The 13,249-nt window shown below is 40.8% G+C and carries 15 protein-coding genes and 1 pseudogene; 2 read left to right on the top strand and 14 right to left on the bottom strand.

Features of this window, described 5'->3' with window-relative positions; translation table 11 throughout:
• Window positions 1-3 precede the first annotated feature (3 nt).
• Window positions 4-1,113: a metallophosphoesterase gene (locus ACO1D1_RS17675; RefSeq protein ID WP_423336598.1), complete on the bottom strand. Its 1,110-nt coding sequence runs from the start codon at window positions 1,111-1,113 to the stop codon at window positions 4-6.
• Between the two features lie 204 nt (window positions 1,114-1,317).
• On the opposite strand from ACO1D1_RS17675, the gene ACO1D1_RS17670 reads away from it, so the two are divergent.
• Window positions 1,318-1,704: a hypothetical protein gene (locus ACO1D1_RS17670; RefSeq protein WP_423336597.1), complete on the top strand. Its 387-nt coding sequence runs from the start codon at window positions 1,318-1,320 to the stop codon at window positions 1,702-1,704.
• Window positions 1,705-1,759: 55 nt separating this feature from the next.
• Here ACO1D1_RS17670 and ACO1D1_RS17665 read toward each other — a convergent pair whose 3' ends face one another.
• From ACO1D1_RS17665 to ACO1D1_RS17655, 3 genes are all read right to left on the bottom strand, one after another.
• Window positions 1,760-2,548, bottom strand: coding sequence for an alpha/beta fold hydrolase (locus ACO1D1_RS17665; RefSeq protein ID WP_423336596.1), 789 nt, complete (start codon window positions 2,546-2,548; stop codon window positions 1,760-1,762).
• Between the two features lie 86 nt (window positions 2,549-2,634).
• A complete protein-coding gene (locus tag ACO1D1_RS17660; RefSeq protein ID WP_149870315.1) occupies window positions 2,635-2,883 on the bottom strand; it encodes a hypothetical protein in 249 nt (82 codons plus the stop codon).
• A gap of 78 nt (window positions 2,884-2,961) precedes the next feature.
• Complete coding sequence (locus ACO1D1_RS17655; RefSeq protein WP_423336595.1) at window positions 2,962-3,231, bottom strand: DUF1292 domain-containing protein; 270 nt, start codon at window positions 3,229-3,231, stop codon at window positions 2,962-2,964.
• Between the two features lie 142 nt (window positions 3,232-3,373).
• Between ACO1D1_RS17655 and ACO1D1_RS17650 the strand changes: the two genes are divergently transcribed.
• Window positions 3,374-3,670: a hypothetical protein gene (locus ACO1D1_RS17650; RefSeq protein ID WP_423336594.1), complete on the top strand. Its 297-nt coding sequence runs from the start codon at window positions 3,374-3,376 to the stop codon at window positions 3,668-3,670.
• A 51-nt stretch (window positions 3,671-3,721) separates the two neighbouring features.
• Here ACO1D1_RS17650 and ACO1D1_RS17645 read toward each other — a convergent pair whose 3' ends face one another.
• From ACO1D1_RS17645 to ACO1D1_RS17600, 10 genes and pseudogenes are all read right to left on the bottom strand, one after another.
• The gene (locus ACO1D1_RS17645; protein WP_423336593.1) at window positions 3,722-5,095 is read right to left on the bottom strand and encodes a nucleoside recognition domain-containing protein; all 1,374 of its coding nucleotides are present in this window, start codon (window positions 5,093-5,095) and stop codon (window positions 3,722-3,724) included.
• Window positions 5,092-5,787 carry a FeoB small GTPase domain-containing protein gene (locus ACO1D1_RS17640; protein WP_423336592.1) on the bottom strand — a complete coding sequence of 232 codons (696 nt, stop codon included), beginning with the start codon at window positions 5,785-5,787 and terminating at the stop codon, window positions 5,092-5,094. The genes ACO1D1_RS17645 and ACO1D1_RS17640 overlap by 4 nt, the downstream gene beginning before the upstream one ends.
• The gene (locus ACO1D1_RS17635; protein ID WP_423336591.1) at window positions 5,777-6,031 is read right to left on the bottom strand and encodes a FeoA family protein; all 255 of its coding nucleotides are present in this window, start codon (window positions 6,029-6,031) and stop codon (window positions 5,777-5,779) included. The genes ACO1D1_RS17640 and ACO1D1_RS17635 overlap by 11 nt, the downstream gene beginning before the upstream one ends.
• A gap of 232 nt (window positions 6,032-6,263) precedes the next feature.
• On the bottom strand, window positions 6,264-8,540 hold the full coding sequence (locus tag ACO1D1_RS17630) for an ATP-dependent DNA helicase (RefSeq protein ID WP_423336590.1): 2,277 nt from the start codon (window positions 8,538-8,540) through the stop codon (window positions 6,264-6,266).
• A 95-nt stretch (window positions 8,541-8,635) separates the two neighbouring features.
• Window positions 8,636-9,877, bottom strand: coding sequence for a glutamate-5-semialdehyde dehydrogenase (locus ACO1D1_RS17625; protein ID WP_423336589.1), 1,242 nt, complete (start codon window positions 9,875-9,877; stop codon window positions 8,636-8,638).
• A gap of 8 nt (window positions 9,878-9,885) precedes the next feature.
• Window positions 9,886-10,998 carry a glutamate 5-kinase gene (proB, locus tag ACO1D1_RS17620; RefSeq protein ID WP_423336588.1) on the bottom strand — a complete coding sequence of 371 codons (1,113 nt, stop codon included), beginning with the start codon at window positions 10,996-10,998 and terminating at the stop codon, window positions 9,886-9,888.
• Between the two features lie 379 nt (window positions 10,999-11,377).
• Entirely contained in the window at window positions 11,378-11,989 is a 612-nt protein-coding gene (wrbA, locus tag ACO1D1_RS17615; protein WP_423336587.1) for an NAD(P)H:quinone oxidoreductase, read from the bottom strand.
• A 106-nt stretch (window positions 11,990-12,095) separates the two neighbouring features.
• Complete coding sequence (locus tag ACO1D1_RS17610; RefSeq protein WP_423336586.1) at window positions 12,096-12,674, bottom strand: hypothetical protein; 579 nt, start codon at window positions 12,672-12,674, stop codon at window positions 12,096-12,098.
• The gene (locus ACO1D1_RS17605; protein WP_423336585.1) at window positions 12,665-12,925 is read right to left on the bottom strand and encodes an AAA domain-containing protein; all 261 of its coding nucleotides are present in this window, start codon (window positions 12,923-12,925) and stop codon (window positions 12,665-12,667) included. Before ACO1D1_RS17605 ends, ACO1D1_RS17610 begins: the two co-directional genes overlap by 10 nt.
• Window positions 12,926-13,015: 90 nt before the next feature.
• A pseudogene (locus ACO1D1_RS17600) lies at window positions 13,016-13,249 on the bottom strand (DNA helicase); the annotation flags it as partial.

Raw genomic sequence — 13,249 nt, 5'->3', positions numbered from 1 at the left:
TTGTTACATATTGTTTCGTCCCTTAAAGGTAACCTTGATTTTGACAATCTCTGCACGGCTGCCGATTTGAATTGGCGTCCCCCAAAAGCCATATCCCGAAGAAACAATAGATTGAAGCTGACCGCGTTTTAGATATCCCCAATCATTTTCATAAATCTTCTTAGTAATCATGTTCATCGGAGCGATTTGGCCGCGATGGGTATGTCCCGACACCATCAGGTCAACGCCTTTGTTCTCGGCAATATCTAGATCATACGGCTGGTGCTCAAGTAAAATCACCGGTTTCGTTACTTCCGCTTGCTTCATTAAATCAACCAGTTTGGCTCGGACAACATCTTGATATCCTCTATCTTTCCTGCCGATTAGGGTAATGCCATTATCCAACTCCACTGTTTGATCGTCCAGAACATTCATGCCGCTATTCGTAAATACTTTTACCAAATCAGCACTTTGATCGCGATCATGATTACCAAATGATGCATATACCGGAGCATTTATTTGTTTTAATATTTGTGGAATCCCTTTGTCGAGATACGGTTTCACATCATCATCGATTATATCCCCTGGGAATAATACCAGGTCAGGATGCAGGGAATTGATTTCCTTGACAAGTTTTTTGGCATGATTGGCACCAGACAGGACACCAAAATGCATATCAGACGCCATTACAATGTTGAACGATTGTTTTCCTTCAACCTCCTTCGGGATGTTGACCGTATATGTCCGAACAACTGGGCTGTAAGCATTGAAAATGCCAAAAACTAGTAAGCAGCAAATGGCGATGCCAGTAGCCAAACCTGACCATTTCATTACATTTCTTTTCGAAAAGCAGGTAAATCTCGATAAAAAAACCAGTAGATTCACGATCGGTAGTAAAAACAGTGAAAAATAAAAGATTCCCAGCCAAAGGGCTCCAACCCATGTAATAATTTGAAATGCCTCTAACCAGCGCCCAAGCATAAATGAATAGGCGAAAAATATGAGAACGCCCCAATATATATATTTCGTTGACCGCTTATTTCCCCATATTGTCTGAATCCATTTCCACCCATTCCAGCCGATATAAAATAAAAGTAAATTGTATATCACAAAAACAACGATGAAAAAACCCATCCTATGAACCCCTCTACCTAGAATACTTACTTTTATTAGAACGTATTTACAGAAAAATCACAACTATTTGGTGCCTGACACCAAGTTCGACACAATTCTGTAATAAATTTTGGCAGTTTTCTAAAATATTCCCAAGATTTTTGAAGGAGTTTGTCGAAATATAGAGAATGAAATAAGGGAGATTTGAAAAAAGGAGGAATTTGCTTGAAGAAATTATTAACCGTTTTATGTGGCATTTTGGTTGCTTTATCATTATTTGTGACAACTGGGAATACGGCAAAAGCAGCAGTTACTAATCAATCAGATGAAATGTCTGGTGGATGTGGATGCGTTGTTGAACCTATCCTAGGTGCTGAAGGGAATAAAATTGTTGCTGATATAATCAGCAGTGAAGCCTTTAAAATAGTGAAAAAAGATCTTAAAAAAGATGGATTAAAATGGACTGGTGCTAATACCGTTGAAGTCATACATAATATTTCATACAACTTTGTAATGGTTGGTGTGCCTTTTGAAAACAAACAAGGTGAAGTATTTATAGCAGCATTTTTTGATGGAATTTTTATGGGCGTATTGCCTGCAGATGAACACTAAACAAAAATTCCCAACCTGTCAATCGGTTGGGAATTTTTGTTGTTTTAGTTTGAAACTAAATACTTGATAGGTATTTCTTCATTTCAGAAATTAGTTGCTCAGAGTTTTCATACATACTCATATGTCCGGACTCTTTTATTACCACCCGCTTGATGTTCTCCCCGCTCACAGAAAATGTTTTTTCTGCTGGAATAATCTGATCCTGTTCCCCGGCAATTAATAATACCGGCAAGGAAGTGGACTCCATTACATAATTCCGATCAGGCCGATTCTTCATTGCTGTTAATGCACTAATGGCACCCTTCGGTGATGTTCCGTACACAATTTCTTTGGCTGTTTTTACATAATCCTGCTCTACGTTTTCGGGTGAAAACAGCTTCGGAATCAATCCATCAATGAGAGAATGCATTCCCTCATGTTGTACCTTTTCTACATTCGCCACTCTGCCCTTTTTCGCCTCTTCCGAATCGGGAAACGCAGTGGAATGGATAAGCGAGAATCCATTTAAATGGTCACTATATTTTTCAGCGAAGGCGAGTGTAATATAGCCCCCTAATGAATGGCCAAACATTGTAACCTTTTGGATATTTAATTGACCTAATAATTCCTTAAGAATGTCCGCATAATCCTCAATCGAAAAAATTTCCTTATCAATACTTGAATCTCCATGCCCTGGAAGGTCTGGGGCAATTACGCGGCAATTGGTTGATAGTTTTTGAATGACGTTTTCCCAATAACCCGAACTACCGCAAAAACCGTGGAGCAAGATGATTGCATCCCCTTCACCCTCATCAACAAACGCAATGGTCGCATCTGGTAATGTTATACTTTTTGTTATCATCATTAATCACTCCTCAATTTGTAGGTACCCATTAATATAGAAAAAAATCATAAAAAAGCATTACCTCATTTCGAAGCAATGCATTTTGGTTATCCAATTTGTTCCTCATTGATATCATTGGTTATTAAGGAGCGTTTAGTTGGGATTAGCGTTAAATTCGATCTTTTAAATAAATAATCAAAGTGTTCAACTGGCATTGAACCATGGCCCTTGCTGTCACCAAGAATAAATTGGACAGTAACCCCATTATTGCTTTTCACCGTCATCGTTTCGGCTGAATTGAAAAATTCTTTAGCTGACTGTGAAATTTGGTATTTGGTTCCTTCTTCAATTAACATGAGTGTTCTCCTTTGTAGATATTCTCCATGTTAGTATTCCAAAACCAAATTTATTCATACATAATTTTTCCAATCGAATTATTCTTCTTCATCCATCATTTCATCAAATGCAGCAGAAACCTTATCAAATTCCTCATCGCTTTCTATGGCGGAGAAATCCCCATCCTCATCAACCTTTAAAAAGAAAATATCGATATCGTCATCCGTTTCTTGTTTCACGTCTTCGGCAAAACCGACAGCAACATAATCTATTCCTTCAATCGTCATGACCCCTAGTACTTCAACATCCTGTTCCTCATTACTCTCGTCACTTATCGTAAAGATTTCTCCTACTTCAATTTTACTCATAATTAATTCTCCCTTCATAAAAAGCATTCTTCAAACAGTATTTCTATAAAAAATAAAATTTAACCTGTCAAATTCGTTTGATTACTAATCCCTTAATAATTATATATAATGAAATTTATAAAAGATACTAAGGAGAACCGCTATGAATCAAAAAGAACTAGAACGAAAGATTATTCAACACTATCAAGGAGAAGAGAAAATGATGATTCTCGTATTTGCACAATGGTGTGTAAATCATGACCTTGATCCACAAAACCTTTATGCAGCTGCCTATCCAAATCAATCATCTAACCCTGCCCTGCATGAGGCAATGGAGCTGACAGTTTCTAAAGCGGAAGCGGGGGAAATTACGGACGAAACATTGCTAGGTGTTTTATCATTGTTCGGCAATGATGATCTAGCTTTTGTTGTAACAGAAGAAATTCGCAAAATGGAATAAATAAACAAAACACCCGTTTTTCTGATGAGTTAGAAAAACGGGTGTCTTTTTTTATAGGATACCAAGCAATCTCACTGTTTGCGTAATAATAAGGGGAACGAGGATGGCAATCACTGTCGGAATAAGAAAGGCCAGGAACGTCCACTTTTTACTCTTCGTTTCCTTATAAATATTCAGCAATGTCGTTCCGCACGGATAATGGAGAAGTGAAAACAACATCATATTTAATGCTGTGAGCCATGTCCAACCGTGATCTAGGAAAATTTTCTTTAAATCTACCAGACTGTTAACCTCTGTTAAAGACCCTGTTGACAAATAGCCCATTAAAAGGATCGGCAGGACAATTTCATTTGCCGGCAGCCCAAGAATAAACGCCATCATGATGTACCCATCAAGACCAAGAAGTTTACCAAACGGGTCTAAAAATTCCACCGCATACATCAAAATACTAGTATCGCCGATGTAAATATTTGCAAACACCCAGGTGAGAATGGCTGCAGGTGCAGCTACTTTAACCGCCCTGACTAATACGGACCATGATTTTGTTAATGATGAGCGGATCACTGTATCAAAAAACTTAGGTTTCCGGTATGGCGGCAGTTCTAACGTATAATGGGTAGGAATTCCTTTTAAAGCTGTTTTTGATAATACCCAGGAGACAAAAAACGTAACAATGATTCCAAAGAGAACAATGCCAACAATCACACTTGTGGTAACAAGGGATTTTATCCCCCCGGTAAAATTGGCTGCCATAAAAAGGGATGCTAACACAATTAATGTTCCCCAGCGTCCATTACATGGAACAAAATTGTTTGTAAGGATGGCGAGCATCCGCTCCCTCGGTGATTCGATAATCCGTGTGGAAATAACGGCGGCGGCATTACAGCCAAATCCCATGGCCATCGTCAACGACTGTTTCCCATGTGCCCCAACCCTTTTAAACAATCGATCCATATTAAAGGCCACTCGTGGTAAATAACCATAATTTTCAAGCAAGGCGAAAGAGGGGAAGAAAATTGCCATTGGCGGCAGCATCACACTGATCACCCAGGTCGTTCCACGGTATAAACCGAGGACAAGCATTCCATGAAGCCAATCCGGTGCATGGAGGAAAGCAAAAAACGTGGTTAAGTATCCTTCAATAAAACCAAAAAACTCAGCTAGCATCGATGAGGGAATATTTGCTCCAGCAATGGTTAAATAAAATAATACACCTAGCAAGACAATCATAATCGGAAAACCGAATATCGGTGAAGTAAAAATCGAATCCAGCTTTTCTGTACGAGTATCCCGTTTTGATTTTGTATAAGAAATTCCTTCGCGGCATAATGTATGGCTCCTATCGTATAGATGTTCAACAATGTCATCTCGCAGCTTAGACGTTGACAAACTTTGTGCCTCAACATAAAGCTCTTGAATACTCATTCCCAAACCTCCTCACGAATCAGTCGTTTGCTAATTTCATCGAGTAATGTCGCATCACCATCTAGTAATCTTAAAGAAACCCAGCGCGAAGAAATTTGATTTCCCACCACTTCAAGTACCTTAGGTTCAATTTGTCGTATTTTTTCTTCGATTTCTTCAGGATACTTTAACTGAACCGGATTACATTCAATTGCCCCTGTTACAATCCGGTCTATGGTGTCGAGCAGCATCGGGAATCCCTTCTTATTTCTAGCGGAAATTTTAATGACAGGCACCCCTAATCGGTTGGTCAACAATCGTTCATTAATATGAATGCCCTGTTGTTCCGCGACATCGATTAAATTAATGCAAACCACAACATTTTTGGTCATCTCTAGCACCTGGAGCGCCAAATTGAAATTCCGCTCCAATGAGGTGGCATCCAGCACAACCAGTGTCACATCAGGTTTTTCAAAAACAATATAGTTTCTCGCCACTTCTTCGTCCGTTGAATTTGAAAAAAGCGAATAGGTGCCGGGTAAATCGATTAGATGAAAGGTTTTCTCTTTAAATGCTAAACTGCCCTTCGCAAGGGAAACCGTCTTTCCAGCCCAATTTCCCGTATGCTGCCTAAGTCCTGTTAGGGCATTAAACAACGTACTCTTTCCGGTATTCGGATTCCCCGCTAAGGCAATTCGGTACTCATTTTCCATCTGATACCAGCTCCCCTTCAATTCTAGAACTCTCTTCTTTCCGGAGGGCAATGGTTGTTTGACTGACCCGAAAGGCAATTGGGTCGCCCAAAGGACTTTTACGGACAACCTCCACCATTGCTCCCTTTACAAATCCCAAATCTAATAATCTTCTTCTCATTACCCCATCTAAATGCAGAGACGTGATTTTTATCAAATTTCCCTTATCCCCATTAACCAATTGAATTATTTTAGGTTTATCCATCTCTCTTTCCCCTTTCCGAAAATCTTTCCCGAGTGCAACTTTTATTCAATTATATGAGATAGTTGCAAATTTTGCCACCTTTTTATAAAAAATAAGCTGCCCTCTTTTTAAAGGCAGCTAAAATTAATCAGATATAATGTCAAAACCTCGCGCAAGACAATACCGAGTGAGATGTCGATGAACATTGTAGTTAATGTACCGAGAAAGAAATGCTCCGCCCAATCCCGTTCAATCAAATGAGTGTAAACTGCTTCCATTCTTGAGGCAAGAGCATTTGATACTGCTTTTGTAAAAAACGGTCGTCAACAAGGACAATCGTCCCATGATCTGTTTCCGAGCGAATCAATCGTCCGCCCGCCTGTAACACCTTATTCATGCCTGGATACACATAGGCGTAATCATACCCATTTTTGCCCTGATGGTTAAAATGATCCTTTATTAAGTCTCGTTCAAAACAAAGCTGTGGCAATCCTACACCAACGACCACCACTCCATTTAAACGATCACCGATTAAATCGACACCCTCGGAAAAAATCCCGCCAAGCACGGCAAATCCAAGCAAGGTCTCGTTCTGCTCAGGCTTAAAGGCTGCTAAAAACTCTTCCCGTTCAGTTTCCGACATCCCCTTCGTTTGAATTAATGTTCGGGTTTCCTCATTTACTTCCTTGAATTGCTCATAAACCGATAGCAAATATTGATAGGAGGGGAAGAATATCAAGTAATTTCCAGGTCTTTTTTTAGTTAATGCTTGGATAATCGAAACTAACGGGCTCTTCGACCGTTCCCGATCCCTGAATCGAGTCGATAATGGTTTGATAAAAACATCGACCTGATCCTTTGAGAACGGCGAAGGGATGGATAGCAGATAATCCTCTTTCTCCCCGCCAAGGATATCTTGATAGTAGGGTAACGGTGAAAGTGTGGCGGAAAACAACACCTTAGTACTATACCCTTTCCCCATTTGTTTAAGGAGTTTCGCTGGATCCATGCAAAACAGTTTGACGATCACGTCATTTTTATTTTTTTCTCCGTAGATAACGTAATGTTCATCGAGAAGTTCAACGATTTTCAAAAAGTTATTTACCATGAAATACGCTTCCAATAAATTTTGTGAAGCATCTGTCTGAAGGCCTTGCTCCGCATCCTTAATAAACTGACGGAGTTGCTCTAAAAAAGACTCATCTAAGTGAGTTAAGATAAACTCATTATTCTTGCCATATATCTTTTTTATCGAAATAAACGAGGCATTTAATTTACTAGCCGCCTCAAAAATTACCTTATTGACGCCTTTAAAGTCTTTTTTCAGTTGGAGAAACGTTTCTTTATGTAAAGAAGCTGAGAACATCTCCCGGCCGCGATCAACTAAATTATGTGCCTCGTCCACCAATAAAATGCTTGTCTTCTTTTGCACCTCGAACAACCGCTTTAATGACACCCTTGGGTCAAAAATATAATTGTAATCACAAATGATCGCATCAACCGTATATGCAAGGTCAAGCGAAAATTCAAAAGGGCAAACTGTATGCTTACGGGCATAGGATTCGATAACCTCGCGGGTCATAGCCGTTTCATTTGTTAAAATGTCTAGAACCGCATCATTAATCCGGTCATAATAGCCATCTGCAAACTCGCAGTAATCCTTTTGGCATTTCGTTTCTTCCTTAAAACATACCTTATCCTTCGCCGTAATTGTGACGGCATTTAGATGAAGGCCACAGGAACGCATCTTGGAAAATGCCTCCTCAGCAGTTGTTCGGGTAATCGTCTTGGCAGTTAGATAGAACATCCGATTCAGCTGTCCTTCTCCCATTGCCTTCACGGCTGGAAAAAGGGTAGAAATGGTCTTGCCAATTCCTGTCGGCGCTTTGGCGAATAGATTTTTTCCATCTATAATAGATTTATAAACGCCCCCGGCTAATTTTCGCTGCCCAGCTCGATAGGTTTCAAAAGGGAAAGCCAGAGATGTACAGCTTTCATTTCGTTTGTTCCGATGCTCCCGCTGCAGCTGGGCATATGGGGCATAGCCTTCAACTACCTTAAAAACAAATAACTCTAATTCTGAGAAAGTATACTTCTTATTAAAATATCGTTTAGCTTCCGTCTCGATATGGACATAGGTTAACTGGACGCTGATTTCCGGTAGCGCATGATCTTTTGCATAAATATAGGCATACACATTCGCTTGCGCCCAGTGTACGGGTGAACCTTCTCCCGTCACTTGGTCAAGCGGCATGGTGAAAGACTTAATTTCATCGATTGTGACGTTTCCGTCATGAAATAACAGACCATCACATCTGCCGTCAATAATAAATGTGAGGCCATTATAGGCAATTTCCGTTTTAAGAAAAACCTCTTTTTGATCACCATCACGATAGGTTTTCTGGATCTTTTGGTGAATCCTTATTCCGTCTGCCAGTGTCGACTGAGAACGGAAATGGGCATCAATACTGCCGCTGTTATATACGTATTCAACAAGAGATCGAACGGATATATGAATATCATCTGCCATGAGGACACCTTCTTACTTAAGGGGAATATATGTTTGTATAAACAGTATAACAGAAAACAAAAAAATAGGCGCCATTTCGGCGCCTAAAACAAATTTTATGAGCGGATTTGCCCCGTTCCCTGGACAATTGCTTTCGAAGTCGTCAATGCTTTTAGTCCCATCGGACCGCGGGCATGCAGTTTTTGCGTGCTGATGCCAATTTCAGCACCGTAACCGAACTGTTCCCCATCCGTAAACCGTGTCGAAGCATTATGATAAAGGACCGCCGCATCTACTGCCTTGAAAAACAAGCTAACATTTTCTTGATTTTCGGTAATGATTGCTTCAGAATGCTTTGTACCAAATTGATCAATATGTTCAATCGCTTCTGTCACATCGCTCACGAGTTTCACCGCAAGAATCGGGGCTAAAAATTCAGATTGCCAGTCTTCTTCAGATGCTGGTTTAACAAACGAATAGCTAGAAACCAGCTCTTCACTTCCGCGAAGTTCAACCCCACTTTCATAAAGGGCATGCAGGACCTCTGAAATATATGGCCAATTTTCATGAATCAGTAATGTTTCGGCAGCATTGCAGACCGATGGGCGATGTAGTTTTGCATTTATCGCAATTTCGATCCCCATATTTTGTTTAGCTGTTGCATCTATAAACACATGACAGTTGCCAACACCTGTTTCTAATACGGGTACAGTAGCATTTTGAACGACTGTTTGAATGAGACCCGCACCACCGCGTGGAATTAGTACATCCAAGTATTCATTTAGTTTAAACATCTCTGCTGCAGTTTCACGGCTCGTATCCTCCAAAAGCTGCACCGCATCCTCCGGGATGGCCGTCCCTGCCAGTGCCCCGCGCATAACATGAACAAGTGCTTTATTGGAGTGAATCGCTGAAGAACTGCCACGTAAAAGTACGGCATTTCCTGCCTTTAAACATAAGCTTCCGGCATCAACCGTTACATTTGGCCGTGCTTCGTATACCATCCCAATTACTCCAAGCGGCACCCGAACTGTTTCAATTTGCAGCCCGTTTGGCCGTTCCCACGCCTCGATGGTTTCACCAACTGGATCCTCTAACTGAATTAATTGACGAACGCCATCAACAATTTGTTCGATTCTTTCTTCAGTTAACAGTAATCGATCTAAAAGAGACGACGACAGACCATTTTCTTTCCCCGCCGCAATATCCTTTGAATTCTCGCTTATTATCCATTCTTTTTCGGTTAATAAATGGTCAGCCATTTTCGCTAACGCCTCATTTTTCTCAACAGCTGACAGCATCCCCATCTGTTTTGCAGCCTTTTTTAATTTTCTTGCCTTTTCTATTAATTCACTCATTTCTAAGTTCACTCCTTTGACACAGCGACCCAATTATCACGATGAATCACTTCTGCCTTTTTATTTATGGAATACACCTTTGACTGTTCACTTGGTAATCCTTTTACCTTTAGCAAATCATTGGAGGAATAATAAATTTGTCCTTTTCCAACCGTTTTCCCTTTTTGATTTCTGACTGCCACGACATCCAGAGCATTAAATTCACCTATTACATTGGCTGACCCTACCGGGAGTAAGCTTTTCCCATGGAAAAGAATTGCTTTTTCTGCACCATCATCGATTTCGATCACGCCGCCGACTTGAGAATGATAGGCAATCCATTGCTTCCTCATTTGCATTTGTGTCTGGAATGGACCGCCGATATAGGTTCCATCCCCTTTTCCAGCCAATATATCAACCAGCTTTTCTTTTCCGGTTCCAGTTCCAACGAAGACGCTGACACCAAGAGATAATGCTTTTTTCGCTGCAGCTAATTTCGACTTCATACCGCCGGTTCCAACGGATGAGCCGCTATCACCGGCAACTGCAAGCAGGTCTTCTGAAACCTCTGGGATGAAATTGAATTTCTTTGCCTCTCTGGAAATTTTCGGGTTGCCATCATATAGTCCATTAATATCCGTTAAAATAATCAAAGCGTTGGCATGTAAAAAACCACTCACAAGGGCTGATAGCAGGTCATTATCCCCGAAGGTTAATTCCTCAATCGACACCGAATCATTTTCATTTATTATCGGTAAAATGCCTCGTTGCAGCAGTTCATGGATCGTCGAGAACAGGTTTTGAAACCGGGTTTGACTGTAAAAATCTTCACGGGTTAATAAAATCTGCGCGGGTACCATCTCAAATTTTTTGAACAGCTGAATATAATGCTGCATTAACAGGCCTTGACCGACAGCAGCCGCCGCTTGTTTTCCTGCTGTACTTTTTGGCCGCGCCGGATACCCTAAAGAGCCAAATCCTGCCGCAACAGCCCCGGATGAAATCAGAATGACCTCATGCCCTTCGGCTTTTAAATAAGCGAGTGCCTCCACATGATCACGGATTTTCTCCTCGGAAATCGTCCCCGAAGCATTTGTAAGCGAACTGCTACCAATTTTTACAACCACAAGCTGTTTTTTCATAATCTGTTCGAACCTTTCTAATTAAAAATAAAAAAACGATTCCTCTGTCCTAAAAAAGGACGGAAAAATCGTTTCCGCGGTACCACCTTCATTGACGCAAGCATCACGCCCGCGTCCCACTTGAGCCCGTAACGAGGGAAAACGGCTTATGTTTGCATAAGCAGCATTTAAGGGCAGGTTCAATCATCTTTTCTGTGAGAAACCTTCCAGCCTAAGGGTTTCACTCTCTAACACATTCCAATCATTTACTAGTCCCTTACCGTTAACAATTTCTTAATTTCCTTTGATTATCCATAGAAAACTAGAAAAAGTCAATAGAATTTTTAGAAAATTCCACAATGAAAAAGCCAATTGGTGATGTCCAATCAGCTCTTCTCTCTTATTGATTCGCCTTTTTTACCCATTCAGCAATAGTTACGGTCCGTTTTGCCTGGTGTTTTACCGATGCCTGTACATCTTCAATCATTTTCCCGTCCTGACCTACGGTAACACTTGTGCCGTATGGATTTCCTCCTGAACCGAAAATGACTGGATCCGTATAACCTGGTGCTGCCACAATCGCTCCCCAATGGTACATGGAGGTATAGAGTGATAAAATTGTTGCTTCTTGACCGCCATGTGGATTTTGCGCCGATGACATCGCACTAACAACTTTATTCACAGTCTTGCCATTAAACCAAAGGCCGCCGCACGTATCGAGGAATTGCTTCATTTGTGCAGGCATGTTGCCGAATCGGGTAGGAACACTAAATATAATAGCATCAGCCCACTCTATATCCTCTAATTTCACTTCAGGCACATGTGCTGTTGCCTCTACATGTGCCTTCCAGCCCGGATTACCTTCAATTACAGATTGTGGTGCAAGCTCAGGCACCTTTAATATTTTTACTTCTGCACCAGCTTCTTTTCCACCTTCTGCAGCCCATTGAGATAGTTGATAATTCGTTCCACCCATACTGTAATAAATGACAGCTAATTTTACGTTGGTCATTTTCATTCTCCTTTAAGTAAAATATCTAAACCATAACGAACAAATTTATCATTCCCGTTTATTCTGTTTTAATTCAAAAAAAAGAGACCAAAAATTGGCCTCTGTGCTACTTTATTGGTAAAAATTGACTCAAAAAATATTCTGAAACCTTCTCGGAATCAAGCCTCACCGAAATAAATGGCGGTCTTACATCACTCGCTCCTTCAAACAGGTGTCCTAACCATATGACTCTATCATCAATGACGATAAATGGAAATGACAGCCCTTCGTTTTGCCATTGATCAGGTTGTATTTCTGTTATTTCTGCTTTAGAAATAACCATTAAACTTACTTGTTTCCCTCGATTGCGGAGTGTGTTTTTCCATTCACGCGACAGTGAGGCATGCGCTGGAATAGAAATAACAATCGATGACATGGCAGCCTCGATATCCTGAAAAACACTTTCTACCTTACGTGCATGCATCCATTGCAATTTTGGGTGCTGGTGTTGAATCCACCTGCCGATCTGTCCTATATCTACAGTTTGGCGGTGCCCCACTTGATGCTCCACAAGTTGTCTAAGTGTTTTTCCATTATATATATGCTTACGAATAAATGACTGATTACTGACATGAATGAACTTCCCTCTTGTCCTTGTAATCGCTACGTTGATCAACCGTTCGCTATCCTTGCCTATTAATAACATTCCTGCACGAATTGAGGCTCGCTGTCAACAGTGTCAAACACCATGACATCCCGTTCACTGCCTTGGAATCGATGAACAGTTGCCGCAATAATATCGGCTGTGGCACATTCGGCTGCATATAAATGAGCTAATAAAAGCTCCATTACATTTGCTTGAGCACGATAGGGGGTAACATACCCAATTGATCGCAGGCCATTCACGTATGATTCATGAATGAGTTGGAACGATGATAATGCCTGCCAGAAATTCATTAGTCAATGAGAAGCGCGCTCTGTTATACAATGGGCAGCGTTAAAAGGTCGTATCCACCGACAGATGGTCTGTCAGGAAAAGGGGCTTTTTTAAATAGTATTTCTGCTTGTACCAACACTTTCATGATCACCAACATGTGAATCATAGATGAATTGATTGGTAAATGCAGAAATATCGGGATGCATTCTCCCATTATTCTTTAATAACAATAAATGGGGATGGAGTTCACCGCGCTCAACCCACTTTACAATGCCTGCACGATGAAAAATATCCTCTTTTAACCACAACGTAACAAGAAGTCTAGAAGACGCGATTGGCGGCAA

The sequence above is a fragment of the Neobacillus sp. 19 genome (assembly GCF_049463095.1).
In the GTDB taxonomy this organism is placed as follows: Bacteria; Bacillota; Bacilli; order Bacillales; family Cytobacillaceae; genus Neobacillus.
This window is presented reverse-complemented; position numbering and strand designations above follow the sequence as displayed.